Raw genomic sequence first — 23,836 nt, forward strand, 5'->3', positions numbered from 1 at the left:
AGGGGAGAAGCGTGAAAAATAAATGGTTTGCCTATTTTATTGGCAGAGTGGAAGTGGAGATCAAAGGAAACGGCATTGAGCGGCTTATGAATGAGTGCACGAGACAGGGGATCACAATTTTTCAAGTGAGCCGCCGTCAAGACAGCGTGCGCTTATTTATTCGCTTATCAGATGTACATGCCTTTAGAAAATTACGTAGACATCATAAGGTGAAATGTTCATTTCATCAAAAGAAGGGTTTTCCATTTCTTCTTATGTGGTCAAGGAAGAATATTGGGTTCACCCTTGGGATTGTTTTCTTTCTGGTGACGATATTGGCTCTTTCAAACATGGTGTGGAAAATTGATATCACAGGTGCAAACCCAGAGACAGAGCATCAGATGAGAAAGCATTTAGACGACATTGGGGTACAAAAAGGCCGTTTTCAGTTTCTTATGGGGACACCTGAAAAAATTCAAAAATCCCTGACAACCAATATTAAAAGCATTACATGGGTCGGCGTTGAATTAAACGGTACGACATTTCAAATGAAAGTCGTTGAAAAAAACGAGCCTGAAAAAGAGAAATATACGAGTCCTCAGCACATCGTTGCTAAGAAAAAGGCCGTCATCACGAGGATGTATGTAGAAAAAGGAGAGCCGCTAGCCGCGGTCGATGAACATGTAAAAAAAGGGCAGATGCTCGTCTCAGGACTAATTGGCAGTGAAGATCAACAAAAAACGGTAGGAGCCAAAGCGAAAATCTATGGTGAAACATGGTATCGTTCTGAAGTTTCTGTCCCTCTTCGAACATCTTTTGACGTCTTTACGGGTAAAATGAAGACAAAGCACAAGCTCTCCGCATTTGGAGGTTCACTACCATTTTGGGGATTTTCCTTTAAAAAAGATGATTTTGAGCAGCCAAAAATAGAAACAGAAGACCATCCACTTCATTTCTTAAACTTCCAGCTGCCATTCTCCTATGAAAAGGAAATCACACGTGAAAGTGAAAAAATCAATCGAGAATACACAAATAAAGAAGCAGTTCAAGCAGGGATTAAAATAGGTAGAAAAGAATTAGAAGAGAAGCTAGGTCAAACAGGTGAGGTGAAAAGTGAAAAAGTTTTGCACGAGACAACAGGGAATGGTAAAGTTAAGTTAATCATCCTTTACCAAGTAATAGAAGATATTGTTCAACCAACACCTATTGTTCAGGGAGACTAGAGAATGACAGAACATTTACTTGAGATTCAACAAAAATTGGATAGCCCAAACGAAGCCATCGCTTTATTTGGCAATCAAGATGCTTATCTGAAACTGATGGAAAACGAGCTGAATGTCTCCATTATTACACGTGGAGAGAAAGTGTATGTTTCTGGTCAGGAAGCATCAAGAGATACAGTGAGCCAGTTGATTACATCTCTCTTACATCTCATCCGTAAAGGAATCGAGATTTCTGAACGGGATGTCGTCTATGCGATTAAAATGGCGCAAAAAAACAAGCTGAATTATTTTGAGAATATGTATGAAGATGAAATTACGAAAAATGCCAAAGGTAAGTCGATCAGGGTGAAAACGATCGGTCAGCGTGAATATGCTGCGGCGATGAAGAAAGATGACCTCGTCTTTGGGATTGGGCCTGCTGGTACAGGTAAAACGTATTTGGCAGTCGTTAATGCGGTACATGCTCTGAAAAATGGACATGTGAAACGGATTATCCTGACAAGACCAGCCGTTGAGGCAGGAGAGAGTCTTGGCTTTTTGCCAGGCGATCTAAAGGAAAAAGTAGATCCTTATTTAAGACCACTATATGATGCCTTGCATGATGTGCTTGGCAGTGATCATACGGAACGTTTAATTGAGCGCGGTGTCATTGAAATAGCGCCTCTCGCCTATATGAGAGGGCGGACGCTCGATGATGCATTTGTGATTTTAGATGAAGCGCAGAATACAACGCCAGCCCAAATGAAAATGTTTTTGACGAGACTAGGGTTTGGCTCTAAAATGGTCATTACAGGAGATATTACACAAATTGATCTGCCAAAGGGCATGCAGTCAGGCCTTGCGGCTGCAAAGGACATGCTTGCAGAGATCAAGGGCATCTCATTCATTGAATTAGACCAGACAGATGTGGTCAGACACCCGCTTGTGGCGAAGATCATTGGCGCATACGAAAAGCAAAAATGAACTGAGTGACCCGATCGTCTTCATCGGGTCATTTTGTTTCGATCGTGGTTTAAAGTAAAAAAGGAGGTACTTTCCTTGAGAAAGAATCAGAAAGGCAGTAAGCGCAAAAGACTGCTGTCTAAAAAAGAACCTCAGAAAATGGAGCGCTCACGTTATTTAAACGTTTTGCTATACGCTGGTTTAGCAGCCATTCTGTTCGTGGTGCTCTTCTTCCATGTAAAGCCTGAATCGCTCGACTTAGATTTGTTTTCAGTGAGCGAACAGACCATCTATTCTCCGTCAACCGTCGATGATCAAGAAGCGACAGAAGAAAAGAAGCAAGAAGCAACGGATCAAGTAGAAGATCAGTATACGCTCAAAAAAGCATATTCTGACAATCGTGTTGACCTCATCTCATCCCTCTTTGAAGCCATTAAAGAAGAGAAGAAAGCCGCTGATGAAAAAGAGAACCCGCCAACAGATCAAGAAATGGTCAAGCGTGTAAAAGAAAAACTCACAACAGATATGCAGGAAGCTGTTTCGGATCAATCCATCAAAGCACTGCTCCAAGCAAGTGACGAAAATCTCTCTTTTACTAAGGATTCCATCATCACAGTGGTGAATTCACTGATGAGTAAAGAAATCACAGCAGCTAAGTTACAAGATGAGAAAAAACAAGTGAAAACAGAGCTTGAAAACAATTCTATTCCTTCAAAATATTTAAATGCAGCGAAAGAAATCGGTGAATTTGCGATTATTCCAAACTATGTATTTGACCCAGTGGCAACAGAGAAGAAAAGGCAAGAAGCAGCTGATAATATTCAGCCGGTTCAAATCAAGCAAGGGCAAATTTTAGTGGAGGAAGGGGAACTCATCGACCGTGAAGTTTATCGCAAATTAGAACTGACCGGCCTGTTAAACAGCTCAAATTTGTTTAAGCCTGTAAGCGGTCTTATGATATTGATCGGCCTTTTCTTAGCGGCGATTATTCACACATTAGAAACGAGGAAAAAATCGCTTGTCCATAAGAATAAATCGTTACTGCTTTACTCGCTTATTTTCACCATTATTTTAATCATCATGGAAGTATTCAGTCTCTTCCAGGAAACGAAATACACGACGATAGGCTATGTCGTGCCAGTTGCGCTTGGGACGATGCTGATCAAGCTGCTGATCAATGAGCGGTTAGCGATCTTCTCTGGCCTTGTATTTGCCCTTTGCGGAAGTATGATGTTTAATCAAGGAGTAACCGGCGTCTTTAACTATGTTATCTGTGCTTATTATCTCATTAGCGGGATGGCGGGCATTTTGTTTTTGAGAAAACATAACGCGAGATCGAAAATTTTGCAGGCAGGGCTTTTGGTGGCTTTGACGAATGTTCTTGTGGTTTTATCAATCACGCTGATCCAAAACTCCTCTCCGTCAGGACTTGAAATCGGTGTGAACCTCATGATGGCGATTGTGTCAGGTTTTGCATCAGCTATTTTGGTTATTGGGTTAATGCCTGTCTTTGAAAGCATGTTTGGCATTCTTTCGACAATGAAGCTGATTGAATTATCGAATCCAAATCATCCGCTGCTCAAAAAGATTTTAACAGAGACACCAGGTACATATCATCATAGTGTCATGGTGGCGAATTTAGCGGATGCTGCTTGTGAAGCAGTCGGCGCAAACGGGCTTTTAGCGAGGGTCGGCGCTTATTATCATGACATTGGGAAAACGAAAAGACCGCAATACTTTATTGAAAACCAAATGAACATTGATAATCCGCATGACAAGCTTTCCCCACAGCTGAGTAAAAATATTATTATTGCCCATACGACAGATGGTGCTGATATGCTGAGAGAAAAGAAGTTTCCTGAAGAGCTTGTCGATATTGCAGAACAGCACCACGGGAAATCTCTTTTAAAGTTCTTCTACTACAAAGCAAAAGAACGTGATGATCAGGTGACAGAAGAAGAATTTCGTTATCCTGGTCCAAAACCGCAATCAAAAGAAGCGGCGATCATTTCTGTGGCTGACAGCGTTGAAGCTGCGGTTCGGTCAATGCATAATCCAAATCCAGAGCGGATTGAAAAACTTGTCAAAGGCATTATTTCAGATAAAATGCAGGACGGGCAATTTAGTGAATGTGATCTGACATTTAAAGAATTAAATATTATTAGCCAAACGATTTGTACAACATTAAAGGGGATTTTCCATTCTCGGATTGAATATCCAGATGCCCCGAAACAGAAGGTGAAGTAAATGACATTGTTAATCGATTTAATAGATGAAACAGGACAAGTATCAAAAGAGCATCTTGAAGAAATGGAAAAGCTTCTTCAATTTGCTGCGGATGCCCTTGAGGTAAAAGATCAAGCGGAAGTATCAGTGTCGATCGTCTCGAATGAAGAAATTCATCAAATCAACAAAGAATACAGGGGAAAGGACGCACCAACAGATGTGATCTCCTTTGCACTTGAGGAAGAAGGAGAAGGTGAGATTGAGATCATTGGCGCGGGCGACATCCCGCCGGTACTCGGTGACATTATCATTAGTGTTGATCGAACGAAAGAGCAGGCAGAAGAATATGGACATTCCTTTATGAGAGAGCTTGGTTTCTTAACGATTCATGGTTTCCTTCATTTACTTGGTTATGATCATATGACAGAGGAAGATGAGAAAGAAATGTTCGCCAAACAGACAAAAATTCTGGATGATTATGGCCTTTCGAGATCATCGTAAGAAACGCAGCCCGCTTGCCCGTTTTTTTCGGAGTTTTTATTATGCATTTAGAGGAATCTGGCGAACTTTCTTGAATGAACGGAATTTTCGATTTCATACAGTCGCAGCCATCATCGTGGTGATCTGCGGCTTTTGGTTTCACATTGAACCGGTCGAATGGATGATCGTGCTTCTTTTATGTGGGGGAATCTTTGCACTTGAACTTGTCAACACAGCCATTGAACATACAGTGGATCTTATGACAGAAGAAAAGCACCCGCTTGCAGAAAGAGCAAAGGACGCTGCAGCAGGCGCTGTTTGCGTTTACGCCGCGATTTCGGTTATGATTGGGTTGATGATCTTCCTGCCGAAGATCATGCAATAGAACAATATTACTATTTATTAACATTTTTAGAAATGGGCGTGAAAATGTCACGTGAATTATGTAAAATATAAATGTGACAGTGGGTCCATTTCTTCTGAAAGTGGGAACTAGGAATGAACAAACAAGAGTTGATTTCAGAAGCAATCAAAGCAAGAGATTTTGCATATGTACCCTATTCAAAATTCAAAGTCGGTGCAGCATTATTGTCGAATGATGGAAAAGTGTATGGCGGCTGCAACATTGAAAATGCAGCATATGGCATGTGTAATTGTGCGGAAAGAACAGCACTTTTTAAAGCTTATTCAGAAGGCATCACATCTTTTCAAATGCTTGCAGTAGTGGCTGATACAGATCGACCTGTTTCACCGTGCGGCGTATGCAGACAGGTCATTTCAGAGCTATGTGCACCTGATATGCCAGTGATCCTAACAAACTTAAAAGGACATATATACGAAACAACAGTAAACGAACTATTGCCAGGCGCATTTTCACCGGAGGATTTAAATGACTAACGAAAGCTTCAAATCAGGATTTGTATCAATTATTGGAAGACCAAATGTAGGGAAATCAACCTTTCTTAATCGTGTCATTGGACAAAAAATTGCCATTATGAGTGATAAGCCCCAAACGACGCGAAACAAAGTTCAAGGTGTCTTGACAACCAACACGTCACAAACGATTTTTATCGATACACCAGGCATTCATAAACCTAAGCATAAGCTAGGTGATTTTATGATGAGGGTGGCTCAAAATACACTGAAGGAAGTCGACCTGATCTTGTTTATGATCAACGCAAAGGAAGGTTATGGCAAAGGTGATGAATTCATCATTGAACGACTAAAGCAAACATCTACACCGGTTTTTCTTGTCGTCAATAAAATTGATCAAATTCACCCAGATGAACTGTTCCTTTTAATTGATGAATACCGCACACGTTATCCGTTTAAGGAAATTGTGCCAATTTCAGCTCTTGAGGGCAACAACATTGATACGCTTCTTCAGCAAATTGAAGGTTATCTTCCAGAGGGCCCTCAATTTTATCCAGCAGATCAAGTAACAGATCATCCAGAGCGGTTTATTATTTCTGAATTAATTCGTGAAAAAGTGCTGCATTTAACGAGAGAAGAGATTCCTCACAGTATTGCGGTTGCGATCGAATCAATTAAGCCAGATGAAAATGGCAAGATCCATGTGGCGGCGACCATTGTCGTAGAACGTGATTCACAAAAAGGGATCGTTATTGGTAAACGAGGCAGCTTATTAAAAGAAGTGGGACAAAAAGCGCGCAGAGATATTGAAGCACTTCTAGGCTCAAAAGTATACCTGGAGCTTTGGGTAAAAGTTCAGAAGGACTGGCGTAATAAATCCACTCACTTGCGTGACTTCGGATTTAGAGAAGACGAATATTAAAAATCGCTGCATTTGTCATAAAATCTGACAATGGTGCGGTTCGATTAGTAAAAATTGTTTATCATGAAATGGAGGTAGCCTGGTCAAGATAAAGTTAATATGTTGGATGTAGCGTTGCTGCTTCTAATAAAGAAAGGTGGGGTTTTTATGTTGAATTTTACATGGAACGTATTTTCACAAACAGGAAGCGTTGACACGTATCTGCTTTTCAAAGAGTTAGAAAAGGAGAACCTGGAAAGACCCGATGTACTTGAAGAAGAGATAGCACGATTTGATTTTCCAATCTTATAATTCTTGACCCCCTCCAACGCTCGGAGTGTAGACAAATGCTCATTAAAAGTGAAGGAATCGTTCTTAGAACAACAGATTATGGCGAAACAAACAAAATTGTCACGCTGCTCACTAGAGAGCATGGGAAAATTGGTGTGATGGCAAGAGGTGCTAAAAAATCAAACAGCCGCCTGTCAGCCATAAGCCAGCCGTTTTTATACGGAACCTTCCTTATCCAATCATCAACAGGACTTGGAACGCTCCAGCAAGGTGAAATGATCGAAAGCATGCGGGCCATCCGGGAAGATTTATTTCTGACTGCATATGCCGCATATATGACAGAATTACTCGATAAAGGAACGGAGGAAAAGAAGCCAAACCCTTATTTGTTTGAGCTCCTTCTTCAATCTTTACGTCATCTCAATGAAGGCACAGATGCTGATATTATTTTATTTATTGTAGAGGTTAAAATGTTATCAGTGATGGGGATGAAGCCTGAACTGGATCAATGTGTACACTGCGGTCAAAAAGAAGGGCAGTTCCATTTCTCGATTAGAGATAACGGATTTATTTGCCAAAATTGCTTTTCTAAAGATCCATATAAACTGCCCTTATCCCCAGCAGCTGCAAGACTGCTTCGTTTGTTTCATTATTTTGATTTATCAAGGCTTGGTCAAGTTGACGTGAAACCGCAGACTAAACAAGAAATTCGTCAAGTGCTGGATCACTACTATGACGAGTATTCAGGCCTTTATTTAAAATCAAAAAAATTCATGAATCAGATGGAATCCATGAAAAAGCTAATGGGTGAAGAAAACAAAAGTTGACATCTTCCATGACTTTTTGTAAGATTGTCTAAGATAAAATATGTTGCATTGACAGAAAGAAGTACTTACGTATAATCCATAAAAGCGACCTTAGGACGGTGTAAGCTAAGGATGGAGGCGTAACGAAAGGCATTCTTGAGCAACGTAAAACAAAGCGGCTGGGTGCTACGACACCAGCAAATAGGGTGGAACCGCGGGAAAAACTCTCGTCCCTATGTTTGCAAGGAACCTTGTGAGCATAGAGACGGGAGTTTTTGTGTTCTCTTATGAGGTTCTAGTCCCCACCCGCCATACATAGCGGATGGTGTAGAAAAGACGGAGGTGCGATCATTGAATATTCAAGACATGATTTTGACGCTGCAAAAGCATTGGTCAAATGAAGGCTGCGTATTAATGCAAGCGTATGACACAGAAAAAGGTGCTGGAACGATGAGTCCATACACGTTCCTGCGAAGCATCGGACCAGAGCCGTGGAAGGTAGCGTATGTAGAGCCTTCTAGACGCCCGGCTGATGGCAGATATGGAGAAAATCCAAATAGATTGTATCAGCATCATCAATTTCAAGTGATCATTAAGCCATCACCTGACAATATTCAAGAACTGTATCTTGAATCATTGAAGGCGCTTGGCATTGACCCGTTGAAACATGATATTCGTTTTGTTGAAGACAACTGGGAAAATCCATCTCTTGGCTGTGCAGGGCTCGGCTGGGAAGTCTGGCTTGATGGCATGGAAATTACGCAATTTACGTATTTTCAGCAAGTCGGCGGCTTAGAATGTAAGCCAGTTTCTGTTGAAATCACATACGGTATTGAACGTCTTGCCTCTTACATCCAAGACAAAGAAAATGTCTTTGACCTTGAATGGACAGACGGATTTACTGTAAGAGATTTATTCTTAATGGCTGAATATGAGCACTCTGTTTATACATTTGAAACATCTAATACTGACATGCTGTTCGATTTATTTACAACCTATGAGAAAGAAGCACATAGCCAAATGGACAAAGGACTTGTTCACCCGGCATACGATTATGTACTCAAATGTTCTCATACGTTTAACTTGCTCGACGCAAAGGGCGCTATATCTGTCACTGAGCGAACCGGCTATATTGGAAGAGTACGTCAGTTAGCGCGAAAAGTGGCTAAAACGTATTACGAAGAACGAGAAAAACTTGGATTTCCTATGTTAAAAGAGGAGGCGGCTTCTCATGAATAAACAAGATGTATTACTCGAAATCGGCTTAGAAGAGATGCCGGCTCGTTTTATGCCAGAGAGCACAAAGCAGCTAGGTGAGAAAGTAAAAGCTTGGTTTGAAACGCAAAATATTTCATTCGAAGATGTTGTTTTATTCAATTCACCAAGACGCCTTGCTGTGCTCGTCAAAGGTGTCGCAGAAAAACAAGAAGACATCAAAGAAGAAGCAAAAGGCCCAGCTAAAAAGATTGCTCAAGACGCTGAAGGCAATTGGACAAAAGCGGCTGAGGGCTTTGCCCGCGGACAAGGCGCTTCAACAGAGGATCTCTATTTCAAAGAGATCAAAGGTGTGGATTATGTCCATGTCCAAAAGTTCCAAGAAGGAAAGCAAGTCAAAGACCTTCTCCCGGCGCTAGGTGAGATTGCCGCTTCATTAAGCTTTCCAAAGAACATGAGATGGGGAAACGAAGATTTACGCTATATCCGTCCGATTAAATGGATTGTTTGCTTATTCGGGCAAGAGGTCGTACCCGTTGAAATTGCAGGCGTAAAAAGCGGACGGGAGACAAGAGGACATCGCTTCCTCGGTACGACAGCCAGCATTGACTCACCTGCTTCTTATGAGCAAACATTACACGATCAATTTGTCATTGCAGATGCAGGTAAAAGAAAGCAATGGATTACTGAGCAGCTAAATGCCCTTTCTTCAGAAAAAGGCTGGGTCATTCCAGTTGATCCTGAACTTCTAGAGGAAGTCAACGATCTTGTTGAATACCCAACAGTGTTGTTTGGTTCCTTTGAAGAAGAGTTCCTTGCATTGCCGGAAGAAGTATTGGTCACGACAATGAAAGAGCATCAGCGCTATTTCCCTGTGAAAAATGAGCAAGGAGAATTGCTGCCTCATTTTATTACGGTCAGAAACGGAAACAGTGAGGCGCTGGAAAATGTCGCAAGAGGAAACGAAAAAGTACTTCGTGCGCGTTTATCAGATGCTGCATTCTTCTATAAAGAAGACGAAAAACTAGTCATTGAAGACAATATTAAAAAGCTTGATAAGGTTGTATTTCATGAGAAGCTTGGAACAATTGGTGACAAGCTGAAGAGAGTGACAGATATTGCGACCCGCCTAGCAGCGCATGTCGGCACAGATGACGAAACAACAAAACGTGTCGCAAGAGCAGCAAGTATTTCTAAGTTTGACCTTGTGACTCAAATGGTCTATGAATTCCCAGAATTACAAGGAATCATGGGTGAGAAATATGCAAAAGCACTTGGCGAACACGAAGAAGTCGCAAAGAGCATAAACGAACACTACATGCCGCGTTTTGCCGGTGACAAGGCGCCTTCGACTCTGATTGGTGCGATTGTCGCAGTAGCGGATAAACTAGATTCTATTTGTTCGTTCTTTTCAATTGATGTGATTCCAACGGGTTCTCAAGATCCTTATGGACTCAGAAGACAAGCGAGCGGTATCGTTCAAATCCTGCTCGACCGTCATTGGAATATTTCATTTAAAGAGCTGTTAGCACTTGCTCAAGTAGAGGCAGAACATGAAGCTGCTCTGATTGAGTTTTTGACGCAGCGTTTAAAATATGTCCTCCAAGCAGAGCATATCCGTCATGATGTGGCCGATGCAGTGCTTGATGTTGAAAATATTGAGCCTTATGCGGTCGTGAAAAAAGCAGCTGTTCTTGAAGAGAGCGTGAAACAAGAAAGCTTCAAAGAAACGGCTGAGGCACTTGGCCGCGTCATTTCAATCAGTAAAAAAGGGGAAGATGTAGAGATTCAGCCTGCACTGTTTGAAAATGAGCACGAGCAAAAGCTATTTGAGGCGTATCAGCAAGTAGAGAAAGCTGTTAAGGGACATGTGGCAGCAGGAGAATACAACTTAGCACTTGAGGCGTTAAATACCTTAAAAGCGCCGATTGTTCATTATTTCGATCACACAATGGTTCATGCGGATGATGAAAAACTGAAGCAAAATCGTTTGGCACAGATGGTCAAGCTAGCCAAAGTCATTCAATCATTTGCGAATATGAACAATTTAATTGTAAAATAAATACCTAAGAACGGTTGCCTTTTGAGAAGGGCAATCGTTTTTTACTCATTTAATTCACGGTTTTTGAGCGGATTTTTGTTTCATTCGGACAAAGATGCGCTATAATATGATGAGTTATGAAAATGATATACATAAAGTAAAGATTCGCTCTCTCTATTTAAAGGTGGTGAGTACAATCGAGTTAAATAAACGGCAAGAGCAGATTTTACAGATTGTCAAAGAGAATGGTCCGATCACTGGAGAGCATATCGCCGATCGGCTGAACTTAACAAGGGCTACCCTCAGACCGGATTTAGCCATTTTAACAATGTCTGGATTTTTAGAAGCAAGGCCAAGGGTCGGCTACTTTTTTACAGGAAAAACAGGCACGCAGCTTCTGGCAGATAAGCTGAAAAAACTCCAAGTGAAAGATTTCCAATCCATTCCAGTGGTGATACATGAGAATGTTTCGGTTTATGATGCGATTTGTACGATGTTTTTAGAGGATGTGGGCACATTATTCGTTGTGGACGATCACTCTATTTTAACAGGCGTGTTATCAAGAAAAGACCTCCTTCGAGCAAGTATTGGAAAACAAGAGCTTCCATCTATACCTGTCCATATTATTATGACAAGAATGCCGAACATCACCGTTTGCCGCAAGGAAGATTTCATTATGGATGTGGCCAAGCACTTGATTGAAAAGCAAATAGACGCACTTCCTGTCATAAAAGAAACGGATAAAGGCTTTGAAGTTGTCGGCAGAATTACGAAAACAAACATGACGAAAATACTTGTTAGCTTATCGGAGAATGAAATTATCTAATTCAGAAGACTGCGAGGGGATGTTATGAGTAATCGCGTAATTTTTGTTGTATCAGATTCAGTAGGAGAAACCGCAGAGCTCGTGGTCAAAGCGGCACTTAGCCAATTTGATGGCGGTTCATCAGACCATTCAAATATTAGAAGAATCCCATATGTTGAGGATATCGGTACGATTAAAGAAGTCATTTCACTGGCGAAAGCAGATAACGGGATCGTCTGCTTTACTCTCGTTGTGCCAGAAATGCGTCAATTTTTAATAGAAGAGGCAGAAGCAAACGGAGTCGTTTACTATGACATCATTGGTCCACTTATTGATAAAATGGAGACCGCATATGGAAATGAAGCGAAACATGAGCCGGGTCGTGTACGTCAATTAGATGAGGACTATTTTAAAAAAGTAGAAGCCATTGAGTTCGCTGTAAAGTATGATGATGGCAGAGATCCAAGAGGCATTCTAAAAGCTGATATTGTGCTCATTGGTGTATCACGCACGTCCAAGACACCGCTTTCTCAATATTTGGCGCATAAGCGGCTGAAGGTAGCGAACGTTCCGATTGTTCCTGAAGTAGATCCGCCAGAAGAGTTATTCTCAGTTGATCCAAAGAAATGCATTGGCCTGAAAATTAGTCCAGACAAACTCAATCATATTCGTAAAGAACGTTTAAAATCTCTAGGTTTAAATGATCGAGCAATTTATGCGAACATCGAGCGGATTAAAGAGGAACTAGAGTATTTTGAAAAAGTGGTTGACCGAATTAACTGTCAAGTTGTCGATGTATCGAATAAAGCAGTTGAGGAAACGGCGAATGTCATTCATCAAATGCTGACCAAAAGAGGTTCCGAATAAACTCAGGATGCTCCTCCTGGGTTTTTCCTATGGTGGGAAACGGGTAAACAAAAATAATGGCATATTTGCTGCATTTGTATTATAATAAAAAATTGTGATAAAATGATTGATTTTAGGTTTAAGTTAAGTCAAGAACGAATAAACTAATATTGGCAGAAGTCAAGTGATTCTGAACATAACTTTTCGACAAAATGAGTTTTACTGTTGATTGCTTTATGGGGGAAAAGTATGGTCTTTTTGCTTCTTTAAAGCAGGAATAAGGTGGAGGGATGGAGAATTAGTCACCTGAATGAACGTAAAAGAGAGAGGACGATTTATGTCGATGCAGATGCTTGTCCTGTAAAAGACGAAATCCTTTCTGTCGCATCTCAGTTTCAAGTACCTGTGACTTTCATTGCTTCATATGAGCATTTTCAAACCAAAAGATTACCACTTGAAGATTGGCTGTTTGTAGATACACATAAGGAAGCAGCGGATTTAGTCATTGCGAACTCAGCTGCCGCACATGATATTGTCGTCACCCAAGATATTGGTCTTGCCTCCTTACTGCTTCCAAGACATGTCATTGTTCTGTCTGAAAGAGGACGGATGTACACAAACGAAACAATTGATTTTGATTTGGAACGCAGGCATGTTTCCAGCAAACAGCGAAGAAAAGGTATATACGGAAAAGGTCCCAAAAAGCTTTTGGAAGAGGATAAAAAGCGATTTATTACGCAACTACAAAAAATCCTGTCGAATCATGAAGGATTTTTGAATTAAAAGGCGAATAATGTACGACGGAGTGTTATTAGGATGAGCAAACGTATACCAGATGAACTTTTGGAGCAGATCCAAAAAAACGCAGACATTGTCGAAGTGATTGGAGAATACGTACAGCTTAGAAAACAAGGTCGAAATTACTTCGGTCTTTGTCCATTCCATGGTGAAAATACTCCTTCATTCTCTGTTTCAGCAGATAAGCAAATCTTCCATTGTTTTGGCTGTGGTGCTGGAGGTAATGTGTTTTCGTTCCTCAGACAAATGGAAGGCTACTCATTTATTGAAGCCGTTTCACATGTTGCTGATAAGTACCATATTGATTTGCCTGATCATGTAGCGAATGCTCAGATCAGTTCCTCTCAGCAAGAGGATACAGCAAATCATAAAATGATTGAGGCACATGAGCTTCTTAAGAAATTTTACCACCATTTGCTGGTAAATACAAAGGAAGGTCAAAACGCACTCGATTATTTACGGTCCAGAGGCTTTACGGATGAAACAATTGCCAAGTTTGAGATCGGGTATGCTCTTGACTCTTGGGATTTCATGACCAAGTTTTTAGAAAAACGAGGGTTTGATCCTATGATGATGGAGAAAGCTGGTCTTTTGATTCAACGAGAAAACGGCACAGGCTTTTTTGATCGTTTTAGGGATCGTGTCATGTTTCCAATTCATGATCATCACGGGACGGTCGTCGCTTTTTCCGGAAGATCACTTGGTAATCAGCAGCCTAAGTATATGAATAGTCCTGAAACGCCACTTTTTCATAAAAGTAAGCTGCTCTATCACTTTCATGACGCGCGTATGCATATTAGAAAACGCGAACGGGCGGTCCTTTTCGAAGGATTTGCTGACGTCATCTCAGCTGTCACATCTGGTGTTGGCGAAAGTGTTGCAACAATGGGTACGTCTTTAACAGAAGAGCACGTTAAACTGCTCAGACGGAACGTAGAAGAGATCATCCTCTGTTATGACTCTGACACGGCCGGATATGAAGCGACCATGAAAGCGTCAGATTTGCTTGGAAAAAGAGGATGTAAAGTTCGCGTTGCCATGATACCAGATGGACTCGATCCAGATGATTACATTCGTAAATATGGCGGCGAGAAATTTAGGAATGACATCATAGATGCAAGTGTGACATTAATGACATTTAAGATGAATTTTTTCCGAAGAGGAAAGAATTTATCAGACGAAGGAGACCGTCTTGCTTATATGAAGCAAGTTCTCCGAGAAATCAGCCGGTTAAACGGCTCCTTGGAACAAGAGATTTACATGAAACAGCTTGCTGGAGAGTTCTCGATCTCACTTGACTCATTAAAGGAACAACTGGAGCTGTTTGAAAAGCAGCAGCGGCAAGAAGCCAAAAGCACGCAGGAAGAAAGTGGGCTTGAAAAACGGCGTGCACATTTGTCAACACAGGTGAGAAGAAAGCGTCTGCGGCCGGCATATGAAAATGCAGAGAGAATGCTGCTTGCTCATATGTTAAAAAGCGATGACGTGATCCGCAAAGTGCTTGACAGAGTAGGGATTGAATTTAATATAGATACGCACAGGGCGCTGGCAACGTACATTTATGCATTGTATGAAGAAGGCAAAGAACCGACGCCGCAGCACCTGATGAACCGGTTGGAAGATGATGTGATAAGTCAGCTTCTGACGGATATATTAATGATTCAAGTTGGAGACGAACTAAGTGAAGCTGAATTAAGTGATTATGTAAAAAAAGTGTTGAATCATCGGAATTTGTCAATGATAAAGGAAAAAGAACTAGAACGTGCAGAGGCGGAGAGGCAAAAAGATTTCTTCAAAGCGGCAACACTTGCAAAAGAAATTATTCAGTTGAACCGTTCGCTGAAGTAATACGTCTAATATTTATGACAAGACTTACGGCTGGCAATGAATCCTTTAGGGGAGGAGCATAAGACCGCAAGCATCTTGCCTTCATCATTATTTATTTTATTCCTATTTGCTCATCTGTTTGATAGAGAGAGAAAAGCAGAGCGGATGCAAATCGCAAGTTACTTTAGAATTCGTTGCAAGCTTTGGAAGGAGGGATCCATAATGGCTGATAAACAAGCCCACGAAACCGAAACTGAATTAACCTTTGAACAGGTGAGAGATAAGCTCACTGAAACGGGTAAAAAACGGGGCGTTTTAACATACGAAGAAATTGCAGAGCGTATGTCTAGCTTTGAAATTGAATCAGACCAAATGGATGAATACTATGAATACTTAGGCGAACAGGGTGTAGAGCTCATCAGTGAAAATGAAGAGACAGAAGACCCAAATGTTCAGCAGCTGGCTAAAGCAGAAGAGGAATTTGACCTGAATGATTTAAGCGTACCACCAGGTGTCAAAATTAATGATCCTGTTCGTATGTACTTAAAAGAAATCGGACGCGTCAATTTGTTATCTGCTAAAGAAGAAATTACGTATGCTCAAAAGATCGAAGAAGGCGATGAGGAATCAAAAAGAAGATTAGCGGAAGCGAACCTTCGTCTCGTTGTCAGTATTGCGAAACGCTACGTCGGTCGTGGTATGCTTTTCCTTGACTTGATTCAAGAAGGAAACATGGGGCTCATGAAGGCAGTTGAGAAGTTTGATTACCGCAAAGGATACAAATTCTCAACATATGCGACTTGGTGGATTAGACAGGCGATCACGCGTGCCATTGCCGATCAGGCGAGAACAATCCGTATTCCAGTTCATATGGTGGAAACCATTAATAAATTGATCCGTGTTCAAAGACAGCTTCTGCAAGACCTAGGCAGAGAACCAACGCCAGAGGAAATTGCTGAAGACATGGATTTAACCCCAGAAAAGGTAAGAGAAATTCTTAAAATTGCACAAGAGCCTGTCTCTTTAGAAACACCTATTGGTGAAGAAGATGACTCGCATCTTGGTGATTTTATTGAAGACCAAGAGGCGACGTCTCCATCTGACCATGCTGCATACGAATTGTTGAAAGAGCAGCTTGAAGATGTATTAGACACGCTAACGGACCGTGAAGAAAATGTGCTGAGACTACGTTTCGGACTAGATGACGGAAGAACACGCACGTTAGAAGAGGTTGGAAAGGTGTTTGGCGTAACAAGAGAGCGTATCCGCCAAATTGAAGCGAAAGCTCTTCGTAAATTAAGACACCCAAGCAGAAGTAAACGATTAAAAGACTTCTTAGAATAGAAACCGGACGGATCTTGAAAGAGATCCGTTCTTTCTTCATCAAAATGAAAACGCTTTTTTCAATCTGATTATATTTTACTGAATAACAAATGAATTTGCAACGTTCTTAGAGAAAAGATGTATAAAAAATACATCAAAATGTGCTGCAGGCTTCATTTCTCATCATGATTCATTTTTGTCTAATCTGTGAACTTGACCAAAGTTTTGTATCATAATTCGTTTACTTTTTGTAAAATTAAAGTAGAATTAGAATTGTTTGCATAGTCTCAAAGGGGTTTTTCACAAAGGGGAGGATGAAAGAAATGAAACGGAATCCACTTATACCATTTTTATTGATTGCCATTTTAGGAATTGGACTCACTTTTTTCTTATCAATGAAGGGGCTGAAGGATGAAGAAAAAATTGCCTCTGGTGGCGAAGAGCAAAAGCAAGAGGAGACAGCAAATGCGACGCCGGAAGAATTGTATAAGCAAAACTGTCTGAGCTGTCATGGGGAAAACTATGAAGGCGGCGCAGGTCCTGCATTAAAAGGTGTTGGTGACAAGCTTGAAGTGGCAGACATCAAGAAGAAAATTCAAGAAGGCGGAAACGGGATGCCAGGCGGGCTGATTCCGAATGAAAAGCTAGATGAAATGTCAGAATGGGTTTCCAAAATTAAATAATGTGACGCAAAAAGCTCTTTTTGATAAGAAGAGCTTTTTTCATTTGAAAACGACTTTTAAAAAGTCCATAATTTATATAAGATAGACAAGGGATGAACATTAAAGAAAAGTAGTGATATGTATGAATGAAATGAATTTATCGAAACGATTAAAAAGAGTTGCAGACTTTTTACCAAATGAGGCTGTCTTTGCTGATATCGGCTCAGATCATGCCTATTTGCCATGCTATGCGATATTACATCAAAAAGCAGTAAAAGCCATTGCTGGTGAAATTACAGATGGACCGCTCCAATCTGCGAAGCAGCAAGTACATAGACTTGAATTAGATGAACAGATCTCGGTCAGAAAAGGAAATGGCCTTGAAGTCATTGAAAAGGGCGAAGTGAATGCAGTCACGATTGCAGGTATGGGCGGAGCACTCATCGCAAGCATTTTAAATGACGGCAAGCATAAGCTCACAGGCCGCGAGCGGCTCATTCTTCAGCCAAATATCCATGCTCACCACATTCGTTTATGGCTCTATCAAGAGGGGTATGAATTGATGGGTGAAGTCATTTTAGAAGAGGATGGCAAAATATACGAAATCATCATCGCCGAAAAAGGCGACAAAGATAAAGCCTATGAAGGAATGTCAGTAGAAACAGGCATGCTAGTTGGTCCGTTTCTTGCGAAAGAGCAAAATGACGTCTTCCGGCGCAAGTGGATGCAAGAGCTTCAGCATATGGAGAAAATAGAAGGTCAAATTCAAGAGGCAGCTCCGACAGAAGAAAACAAAGAGCGCCAGAAAGAGCTGAAAGCGAAAATAAAGATTCTAAAGGAGGTTTTGACTGTTGACTAAAACAGTAAACGGGCATGAAATCATCCAATTGTTTGAACAATTTTCACCAAAAGCATATGCCGTGGAGGGTGATAAAATTGGGCTCCAGATTGGAACATTAAATAAACAAGTCACCAATGTCATGATCACCTTAGATGTATTAGACAATGTGGTAGATGAGGCGATTGAGCGGAATATAGATCTTATCATAGCCCACCACCCGCCGATTTTTCGTCCATTAAAAAATGTAGCGACAGATCAGCCGGCTGGACGTATCATTGAAAAGTGCATCAAACATGATATTGCGGTATATGTGGCTCATACAAATTTAGACGTAGCGGATGGAGGAGTTAATGACTTGCTTGCTGAGGCATTAGAGCTCAAGGAAACAAGTGTGTTAGTTCCGACATATGAAGATCAAATCAAGCAGCTTGCACTTTATGTTCCAGAGGAATTTGAAGAGGCCATCAGAACGGCTTTAGGAAATGCGGGAGCTGGTCATATTGGCAACTACAGCCATTGTGCTTTTTCAAATGAAGGGACAGGCAGCTTTCTGCCATCAGAAGAAGCTGAGCCTTTTATTGGTGAGTCGGGTAAGCTGGAATTTGTGAAAGAAGTGCGGATCGAAACCATTTTCCCAGCAAGTATTGAAAAACAAGTGATTCGTGAAATGATCAAAGCACATCCTTATGAAGAAGTGGCCTACAGTGTACACACGACGGATCTTCCTCCTATTCAAAAAGGTCTCGGCCGCATTGGAGAATTAAGAGACCCTATGACTCTTGGGGAATTTACACAATTTGTAAAAGTGAAGCTAGATGTGAATGGTGCTCGTTTTGTAGGAGATCAGGAAGCGGTTGTGAAAAAGGTAGCTGTGCTTGGCGGAGACGGAAATAAATACATCCATCAAGCGAAAAGAATGGGTGCCGATGTGTATGTGACAGGAGACCTTTATTTTCATGTCGCCCACGATGCAATGATGCTCGGACTAAACGTAGTGGACCCAGGTCATTACGCAGAAAAGATCATGAAAGAGGGCGTGAAAGCGAAGCTTCAATCGCTATGTACGGATCAAAAGTATGATGTACAGCTCTTTGTGTCAGAATCAAACACAAACCCATTTAAGTTTATGTAAAAAAACGTCAGAGCACAGCAGCTCTGACGTTTTTTTATTTCTTCGTTTTTACGCGAGGTAATATTTTAGAAAGAGGAACAGCGTGTTCAACCTTCCAAGTCGATTCATTGTCCGGTTCATAGTTTTCTAGGAAGCGAATGACTTCTTTTGTAATAGGTGTTGGTGTTGAAGCACCAGCAGTCACGGCAACGGTTTTTACGCCTTGCAGCCATTCCAGCTTGAGCTCACTTAGGTCACCAATACGGTAAGCCTGTGTACCTGCAATCTCCATTGACACTTGTGCTAGACGGTTGGAGTTATTACTTTTCGGATCGCCGACCACAATGGTGAGATCAGCTTGCCCAGCTTGCTGTGAAACAGCTTCCTGACGTACTTGAGTCGCAAGACAAATTTCTTGATGGTATTCAACGTGCGGATATTTCTCCTTAATGAGCTCCATCAAATCATAGACATCCCACTGTGACATCGTCGTCTGATTGGTAATGAGCAGCTTATCTGACGTTAAATCCAGCGCCTCAATGTCAGCTTCTGTTTCAACAAGGTGCACTTTGTCTGGTGCAACTCCGACAGCTCCTTCTGGCTCAGGGTGACCTTTTTTCCCAATATAAATAATGTCATACCCATCGGCAGTTTTTTCTGAAATGAGTTCATGTGTTTTCGTTACATCTGGACAGGTCGCGTCAATGGCTACAAGGCCTTTTTCTTCTGCGATTTGGCGAACCTCGGGAGAAACGCCGTGGGCGGTGAAAATCACCGTTCCGCTTTCAACCTGCTTTAAAATGTCCAAGCGATTTGGTCCGTCCAGTGTGTAGATCCCATCTTCTTCAAAGGCATCTGTTACATGTTTGTTATGCACAATCATACCTAATATATAAATTGGGCGTGGCAAGTTTTTATCCAGTGCGGCATTTTTAGCAATGACCATTGCATCCACAACGCCATAGCAATAGCCACGCGGCGATATTTTAATCACATTCATTTATTCGTCCTCCTGTAGGGAAGTGCTGCTAGAGAAGAACAATATAAAAAGCCGTAAAAAACGGCTTTTTATCATTCTCTTCCTTCCATTATAGCCAAAGTAAGCGCATATATCAAAGATTGTTATACGCGGTAACCACTTCGCCTTTCAAAGATTACTAGACATATAGTTTTGGAACAGAACTGCCAGCTCTTTTTTGCGGCTTTGCTTCAGGAGCAGGTGATGTGAGTGCAGCTGTTTTTTTGACAAGAATGTCCTCTGGTTCTTCATCTTCTTTTATTTCATCAACTGGTGCTGTTTGTTCATTCGTCATTTCTGTTTCGTCGCTGAGTTCTTTTGGTTCTGCGTCTGCATCATTCACATTCGTTTCATCATCATCCGCACTGCCAAGCTGGCTGTACAGCTTAATCATCGCAGGCAGATTTCTCACTAAAGGGCCGTATTGCTGAATCATTGGTGTGAATTGCTGCGCCATTCCGAGCACTTTTTGAACATTTCCTAACATGCTTGAGAGAGTCGCAGGATTTGTGAAGCTCTGGATTCCTTGTAATCCCGCACCACCTCCAGAGACCCCTGCTCCCCCGGCTCCAGGAAGGAATTTAGCGAGCATGCCTTTAATTCCAGCTCCGCCGCCTAGTGCACGGCTCTCGCCCCCTGGAATACCGCCCATCCCATGTAAACCGCCGCCCTGTACAGACGGAGAGCGAGGCATCATTTGTTGAAATTGATTCCCTTGCCCTTGAAAAGGCTGTTCGATCGGAGCCTGCTGTCTCCTTTGGAAAATCCCGGGCTGTCCGCCATTTCCAAGGTGCCGGCGTGAGGGACGATGCGGCTGAAAATCGCCCATAGGCCTTTGCCCTAACATACTTGTACCTCCCTTACTGCATTCTCTTTCTCTTCATAGGTTATGCAAAGAAGCATCAATTGGTTTCCTGTAAGAAAAGCGGACATGGTTTTTTTGTTGAAAATCAGCTATAATGAGGAGATGAGCAAAAAGGCATTGCCTTAAGGAGTGAAAACATGAAAGAAACGAAATTTACGACATATGAATTAAAGCCTTTTATTATAGATGCTATTCATGAACTGGGCTTTTATGAGCCAACTGATATTCAAAGAAGAATCATCCCTGCTGTTTTAAAAGGAGAAAGCGTCATTGGTCAATCACAAACAGGAACAGGAAAAACCCATGCGTACTTATTGCCGCTTATTCATTCAATCGATCCAGGCAAAGAGCAAGTACAAGTGGTGATTACTGCATCAACACGAGAATTAGCCAATCAAATTTTCAAAGAAGCCCAAACGATCTTAAAGAATACTTCTCCGGAAGAAGAAATTAAAGCAAAGCTTTACATTGGCGGAACGGACAAGCAGAAATCCATTCAAAAGCTAAAGAACCAGCCGCATTTGGTTGTCGGCACTCCTGGACGTATTGCTGATCTTATTCATGAGCAAGCGCTGAATGTATACAAAGCGACTTCTCTTGTTATTGATGAAGCGGATTTAATGCTGGATATGGGATTTTTAGAAGATGTGGACCGTATTGGTGCACAAATGCCAGAAAAGCTGCAAATGCTTGTGTTCTCAGCAACCATTCCGGAAAAACTAAAGCCTTTCCTTAAAAAATATATGGACAATCCAAAGTATGCCCATGTTGAACCAAGACGTATTACTGCTGAAAACATTCAGCATATTTTAGTCCCGTCTAAACAACGTGACAAATTAAAATTGCTGCATGAGATGGTGACAAATGTACAGCCTTATTTAGGAATCATCTTTGCCAATACAAAATCAACCGTTGATGAAATTGCTTCATTCCTTCAAGAAAAAGGAATGAAAATTGGTGTGCTTCATGGCGGATTAACGCCGCGCGAACGTAAAAAAGTCATGAAACAAATTGATGATTTGGAGTTCACCTATATTGTGGCGTCTGATCTTGCAGCCCGCGGAATTGATATTAAGGGCGTCAGCCACGTGATCAACTATGAACTTCCATCTGATCTTGATTTCTATGTTCACCGTGTTGGAAGAACAGCTCGAGCTGGTTCCTCTGGAATTGCGATGACCATTTATGATCTCGCTGATGAGGATGCACTTGTTCAGGTTGAGAAAATGGGTGTTGTGTTTGAGAACAAAACCATTGTTCATGGAGAATGGCGAGATGCGGATGACCGTCTAAAGCGTCAAAGACGTAAAAAAGCACCAAATGAAATTGAAGAAAAAGCGAAGCGTCTTGTGAAAAAACCGAAAGCCGTCAAACCTGGATATAAAAAGAAAATGACACGTGAGATGGATAAAATCAAAAAGCAGGAACGTAGAAAGTCAAAGCGTAACGGAAAGTAGGGGGAAACATTGTTGAAGATTGGATCACATGTATCCATGAGCGGAAAACATATGCTTCTTGCAGCGAGTCAAGAAGCTGCCTCTTATGGTTCGAATACTTTTATGATTTATACAGGTGCACCACAAAATACACGCCGTAAAAAAATTGAAGACCTTAATATTGAAGCTGGAAAAGCGCATATGAAAGAGCATGGCGTGACAGATATCGTCGTTCATGCACCGTATATTATCAATATTGGGAACACAGTGAATCCAGCGACATTCGAGCTTGGAGTGGACTTCCTTCGCTCAGAAATAGAGCGTACGGAAGCACTTGGCGCAAAACAAATTGTTCTCCATCCAGGTGCGCATGTCGGAGCAGGGGCAGAAGCGGGAATTCAAAAAATCATCGAAGGTTTAAACGAAGTCATTGTGAAAGGGCAAGAGGTCCAAATCGCACTTGAAACAATGGCAGGCAAGGGCTCAGAGTGCGGAAGAAGCTTTGAAGAGCTTGCCCAAATTATCGACGGTGTGACACATAACGAAGCACTTTCTGTCTGCTTTGATACGTGTCACACGCACGATGCTGGTTACCCGATTGTGAGTGACTTTGACGGTGTGCTGGAAGATTTTGATCGAATCGTCGGTATTGACCGAATCAAAGTTCTTCATATTAATGACAGTAAAAACGTACAAGGCGCAAGAAAAGACCGACATGAAAATATCGGTTTTGGTGAAATTGGCTTCGATGCATTGAACTATATCGTGCATCATCCGCAGCTTCAAGATGTGCCGAAAATTCTAGAAACGCCTTATGTAGGTGAAGATAAAAAGAACAAAAAGCCACCTTACAAATTCGAAATTGAGATGCTGAAAGAAAAGCAGTTTGATGAAGGCTTACGAGAAAAAATTACGGGTCAGTAAAAAAAGCATGCAATGTGATGAGGTGCCGCTAAATGCGGCCCTTTTTTGCCTAATTTGTAAATTGGTTAAACAGATCATTGACAGTCTGTGCTGTTTGTTTAGAAGTAATCGCTTCCACTTGCTTAAGAAGCCGACTGCGCTCTGCATCATTAAAAATATTGACGTTCTTCCCATTTATGAGTTTGGCGACTTCAGCAGCCTGAGTTGATGTTAAGCTAACCCCATACTGTTTCGCATACCTTAACAAATCATTTGCTGTGATCTGGTTAAGCCGTTGCAGCACAATTTTTTGAATTAAGATCAATTCCATTCCTCCCCTCTGTAACAATGTATGGTCGAAAACGGAAAATGTGCAAAAAATTTAATTTTACTCTGTGAAATGATAAAATAGTAAAGAGTATAA

24 protein-coding genes and 1 other annotated feature are annotated in these 23,836 nt (G+C 41.4%); of the genes, 21 read left to right on the forward strand and 3 right to left on the reverse strand.

Annotation, left to right across the window (positions count from 1 at the left end; all coding sequences use genetic code 11):
• Positions 1–11 precede the first annotated feature (11 nt).
• The 19 genes from yqfD (at position 12) to R0K30_RS00335 (ending at position 19,211) form a co-directional block, all read left to right on the forward strand.
• Positions 12–1,202 (forward strand): sporulation protein YqfD, encoded by a 1,191-nt coding sequence (gene yqfD / locus R0K30_RS00245; protein ID WP_099726605.1) that lies wholly within the window; start codon positions 12–14, stop codon positions 1,200–1,202.
• 3 nt (positions 1,203–1,205) lie between these two features.
• The gene (locus tag R0K30_RS00250; RefSeq protein ID WP_034319485.1) at positions 1,206–2,165 is read left to right on the forward strand and encodes a PhoH family protein; all 960 of its coding nucleotides are present in this window, start codon (positions 1,206–1,208) and stop codon (positions 2,163–2,165) included.
• 114 nt (positions 2,166–2,279) lie between these two features.
• Entirely contained in the window at positions 2,280–4,391 is a 2,112-nt protein-coding gene (locus R0K30_RS00255; protein WP_370461107.1) for an HD family phosphohydrolase, read from the forward strand.
• The gene (ybeY, locus tag R0K30_RS00260; protein WP_099726608.1) at positions 4,392–4,871 is read left to right on the forward strand and encodes an rRNA maturation RNase YbeY; all 480 of its coding nucleotides are present in this window, start codon (positions 4,392–4,394) and stop codon (positions 4,869–4,871) included.
• Positions 4,849–5,235: a diacylglycerol kinase family protein gene (locus R0K30_RS00265; protein ID WP_099726609.1), complete on the forward strand. Its 387-nt coding sequence runs from the start codon at positions 4,849–4,851 to the stop codon at positions 5,233–5,235. Before ybeY ends, R0K30_RS00265 begins: the two co-directional genes overlap by 23 nt.
• Positions 5,236–5,348: 113 nt before the next feature.
• Positions 5,349–5,747: a cytidine deaminase gene (locus R0K30_RS00270; protein ID WP_410608516.1), complete on the forward strand. Its 399-nt coding sequence runs from the start codon at positions 5,349–5,351 to the stop codon at positions 5,745–5,747.
• Positions 5,740–6,645: a GTPase Era gene (era, locus tag R0K30_RS00275; protein WP_099726610.1), complete on the forward strand. Its 906-nt coding sequence runs from the start codon at positions 5,740–5,742 to the stop codon at positions 6,643–6,645. The genes R0K30_RS00270 and era overlap by 8 nt, the downstream gene beginning before the upstream one ends.
• A gap of 147 nt (positions 6,646–6,792) precedes the next feature.
• Entirely contained in the window at positions 6,793–6,936 is a 144-nt protein-coding gene (locus tag R0K30_RS00280) for a YqzL family protein (RefSeq protein ID WP_003217288.1), read from the forward strand.
• A gap of 35 nt (positions 6,937–6,971) precedes the next feature.
• Positions 6,972–7,742, forward strand: coding sequence for a DNA repair protein RecO (recO, locus tag R0K30_RS00285; RefSeq protein WP_410608519.1), 771 nt, complete (start codon positions 6,972–6,974; stop codon positions 7,740–7,742).
• Between the two features lie 39 nt (positions 7,743–7,781).
• Positions 7,782–7,959: a binding site (T-box leader), on the forward strand.
• A gap of 113 nt (positions 7,960–8,072) precedes the next feature.
• Positions 8,073–8,960, forward strand: coding sequence for a glycine--tRNA ligase subunit alpha (glyQ, locus tag R0K30_RS00290; protein WP_003217487.1), 888 nt, complete (start codon positions 8,073–8,075; stop codon positions 8,958–8,960).
• The gene (gene glyS / locus R0K30_RS00295; protein WP_410608521.1) at positions 8,953–10,998 is read left to right on the forward strand and encodes a glycine--tRNA ligase subunit beta; all 2,046 of its coding nucleotides are present in this window, start codon (positions 8,953–8,955) and stop codon (positions 10,996–10,998) included. Before glyQ ends, glyS begins: the two co-directional genes overlap by 8 nt.
• Before the next feature lie 166 nt (positions 10,999–11,164).
• The gene (gene ccpN / locus R0K30_RS00300; RefSeq protein ID WP_099726784.1) at positions 11,165–11,803 is read left to right on the forward strand and encodes a transcriptional regulator CcpN; all 639 of its coding nucleotides are present in this window, start codon (positions 11,165–11,167) and stop codon (positions 11,801–11,803) included.
• 24 nt (positions 11,804–11,827) lie between these two features.
• Positions 11,828–12,649, forward strand: a complete 822-nt coding sequence (locus R0K30_RS00305; protein WP_099726612.1) for a pyruvate, water dikinase regulatory protein — start codon at positions 11,828–11,830, stop codon at positions 12,647–12,649.
• 261 nt (positions 12,650–12,910) lie between these two features.
• Positions 12,911–13,411 carry a YaiI/YqxD family protein gene (locus tag R0K30_RS00310; RefSeq protein ID WP_410608524.1) on the forward strand — a complete coding sequence of 167 codons (501 nt, stop codon included), beginning with the start codon at positions 12,911–12,913 and terminating at the stop codon, positions 13,409–13,411.
• Between the two features lie 33 nt (positions 13,412–13,444).
• Positions 13,445–15,274, forward strand: coding sequence for a DNA primase (gene dnaG, locus R0K30_RS00315; protein ID WP_099726614.1), 1,830 nt, complete (start codon positions 13,445–13,447; stop codon positions 15,272–15,274).
• Between the two features lie 201 nt (positions 15,275–15,475).
• Positions 15,476–16,597 carry an RNA polymerase sigma factor RpoD gene (rpoD, locus tag R0K30_RS00320; protein WP_008342392.1) on the forward strand — a complete coding sequence of 374 codons (1,122 nt, stop codon included), beginning with the start codon at positions 15,476–15,478 and terminating at the stop codon, positions 16,595–16,597.
• A 302-nt stretch (positions 16,598–16,899) separates the two neighbouring features.
• A complete protein-coding gene (gene cccA / locus R0K30_RS00325; RefSeq protein ID WP_034319511.1) occupies positions 16,900–17,259 on the forward strand; it encodes a cytochrome c550 in 360 nt (119 codons plus the stop codon).
• Between the two features lie 121 nt (positions 17,260–17,380).
• On the forward strand, positions 17,381–18,097 hold the full coding sequence (locus tag R0K30_RS00330) for a tRNA (adenine(22)-N(1))-methyltransferase (protein ID WP_099726615.1): 717 nt from the start codon (positions 17,381–17,383) through the stop codon (positions 18,095–18,097).
• Entirely contained in the window at positions 18,090–19,211 is a 1,122-nt protein-coding gene (locus R0K30_RS00335) for a Nif3-like dinuclear metal center hexameric protein (protein ID WP_410608527.1), read from the forward strand. Before R0K30_RS00330 ends, R0K30_RS00335 begins: the two co-directional genes overlap by 8 nt.
• Positions 19,212–19,245: 34 nt before the next feature.
• On the opposite strand, the gene R0K30_RS00340 is transcribed toward R0K30_RS00335, so the two are convergent.
• Together R0K30_RS00340 and vrrA are read right to left on the reverse strand one after the other, a co-directional pair.
• Positions 19,246–20,190 carry a 4-hydroxy-3-methylbut-2-enyl diphosphate reductase gene (locus R0K30_RS00340; RefSeq protein ID WP_230030401.1) on the reverse strand — a complete coding sequence of 315 codons (945 nt, stop codon included), beginning with the start codon at positions 20,188–20,190 and terminating at the stop codon, positions 19,246–19,248.
• Positions 20,191–20,347: 157 nt separating this feature from the next.
• A complete protein-coding gene (vrrA, locus tag R0K30_RS00345; RefSeq protein ID WP_410608529.1) occupies positions 20,348–21,055 on the reverse strand; it encodes a VrrA/YqfQ family protein in 708 nt (235 codons plus the stop codon).
• Positions 21,056–21,210: 155 nt separating this feature from the next.
• Here vrrA and R0K30_RS00350 point away from each other — a divergent pair, with 155 nt between their 5' ends.
• Positions 21,211–22,530, forward strand: coding sequence for a DEAD/DEAH box helicase (locus tag R0K30_RS00350; RefSeq protein WP_410608532.1), 1,320 nt, complete (start codon positions 21,211–21,213; stop codon positions 22,528–22,530).
• A gap of 9 nt (positions 22,531–22,539) precedes the next feature.
• A complete protein-coding gene (locus R0K30_RS00355; protein WP_410608534.1) occupies positions 22,540–23,433 on the forward strand; it encodes a deoxyribonuclease IV in 894 nt (297 codons plus the stop codon).
• Between the two features lie 49 nt (positions 23,434–23,482).
• Here R0K30_RS00355 and R0K30_RS00360 read toward each other — a convergent pair whose 3' ends face one another.
• Positions 23,483–23,737, reverse strand: a complete 255-nt coding sequence (locus R0K30_RS00360; protein WP_410609137.1) for a DUF2624 domain-containing protein — start codon at positions 23,735–23,737, stop codon at positions 23,483–23,485.
• Positions 23,738–23,836: the final 99 nt, after the last annotated feature.

Source organism: Bacillus sp. SIMBA_154 (assembly GCF_046536015.1).
Classification (GTDB): Bacteria; Bacillota; Bacilli; order Bacillales; family Bacillaceae; genus Bacillus; species Bacillus pumilus_P.

Bases quoted from the DNA above. Each gene is read 5' to 3' on its own strand.
- era (WP_099726610.1), top strand. From the start codon at position 5,740: ATGACTAACGAAAGCTTCAAATCAGGATTTGTATCAATTATTGGAAGA.
- R0K30_RS00330 (WP_099726615.1), top strand. From the start codon at position 17,381: ATGAATGAAATGAATTTATCGAAACGATTAAAAAGAGTTGCAGACTTT.
- vrrA (WP_410608529.1), bottom strand. From the start codon at position 21,055: ATGTTAGGGCAAAGGCCTATGGGCGATTTTCAGCCGCATCGTCCCTCA.
- R0K30_RS00350 (WP_410608532.1), top strand. From the start codon at position 21,211: ATGAAAGAAACGAAATTTACGACATATGAATTAAAGCCTTTTATTATA.
- R0K30_RS00305 (WP_099726612.1), top strand. From the start codon at position 11,828: ATGAGTAATCGCGTAATTTTTGTTGTATCAGATTCAGTAGGAGAAACC.
- dnaG (WP_099726614.1), top strand. From the start codon at position 13,445: ATGAGCAAACGTATACCAGATGAACTTTTGGAGCAGATCCAAAAAAAC.
- ybeY (WP_099726608.1), top strand. From the start codon at position 4,392: ATGACATTGTTAATCGATTTAATAGATGAAACAGGACAAGTATCAAAA.
- rpoD (WP_008342392.1), top strand. From the start codon at position 15,476: ATGGCTGATAAACAAGCCCACGAAACCGAAACTGAATTAACCTTTGAA.
- R0K30_RS00265 (WP_099726609.1), top strand. From the start codon at position 4,849: ATGGCCTTTCGAGATCATCGTAAGAAACGCAGCCCGCTTGCCCGTTTT.
- recO (WP_410608519.1), top strand. From the start codon at position 6,972: ATGCTCATTAAAAGTGAAGGAATCGTTCTTAGAACAACAGATTATGGC.
- cccA (WP_034319511.1), top strand. From the start codon at position 16,900: ATGAAACGGAATCCACTTATACCATTTTTATTGATTGCCATTTTAGGA.
- R0K30_RS00270 (WP_410608516.1), top strand. From the start codon at position 5,349: ATGAACAAACAAGAGTTGATTTCAGAAGCAATCAAAGCAAGAGATTTT.
- R0K30_RS00340 (WP_230030401.1), bottom strand. From the start codon at position 20,190: ATGAATGTGATTAAAATATCGCCGCGTGGCTATTGCTATGGCGTTGTG.
- glyS (WP_410608521.1), top strand. From the start codon at position 8,953: ATGAATAAACAAGATGTATTACTCGAAATCGGCTTAGAAGAGATGCCG.
- R0K30_RS00250 (WP_034319485.1), top strand. From the start codon at position 1,206: ATGACAGAACATTTACTTGAGATTCAACAAAAATTGGATAGCCCAAAC.
- R0K30_RS00280 (WP_003217288.1), top strand. From the start codon at position 6,793: ATGTTGAATTTTACATGGAACGTATTTTCACAAACAGGAAGCGTTGAC.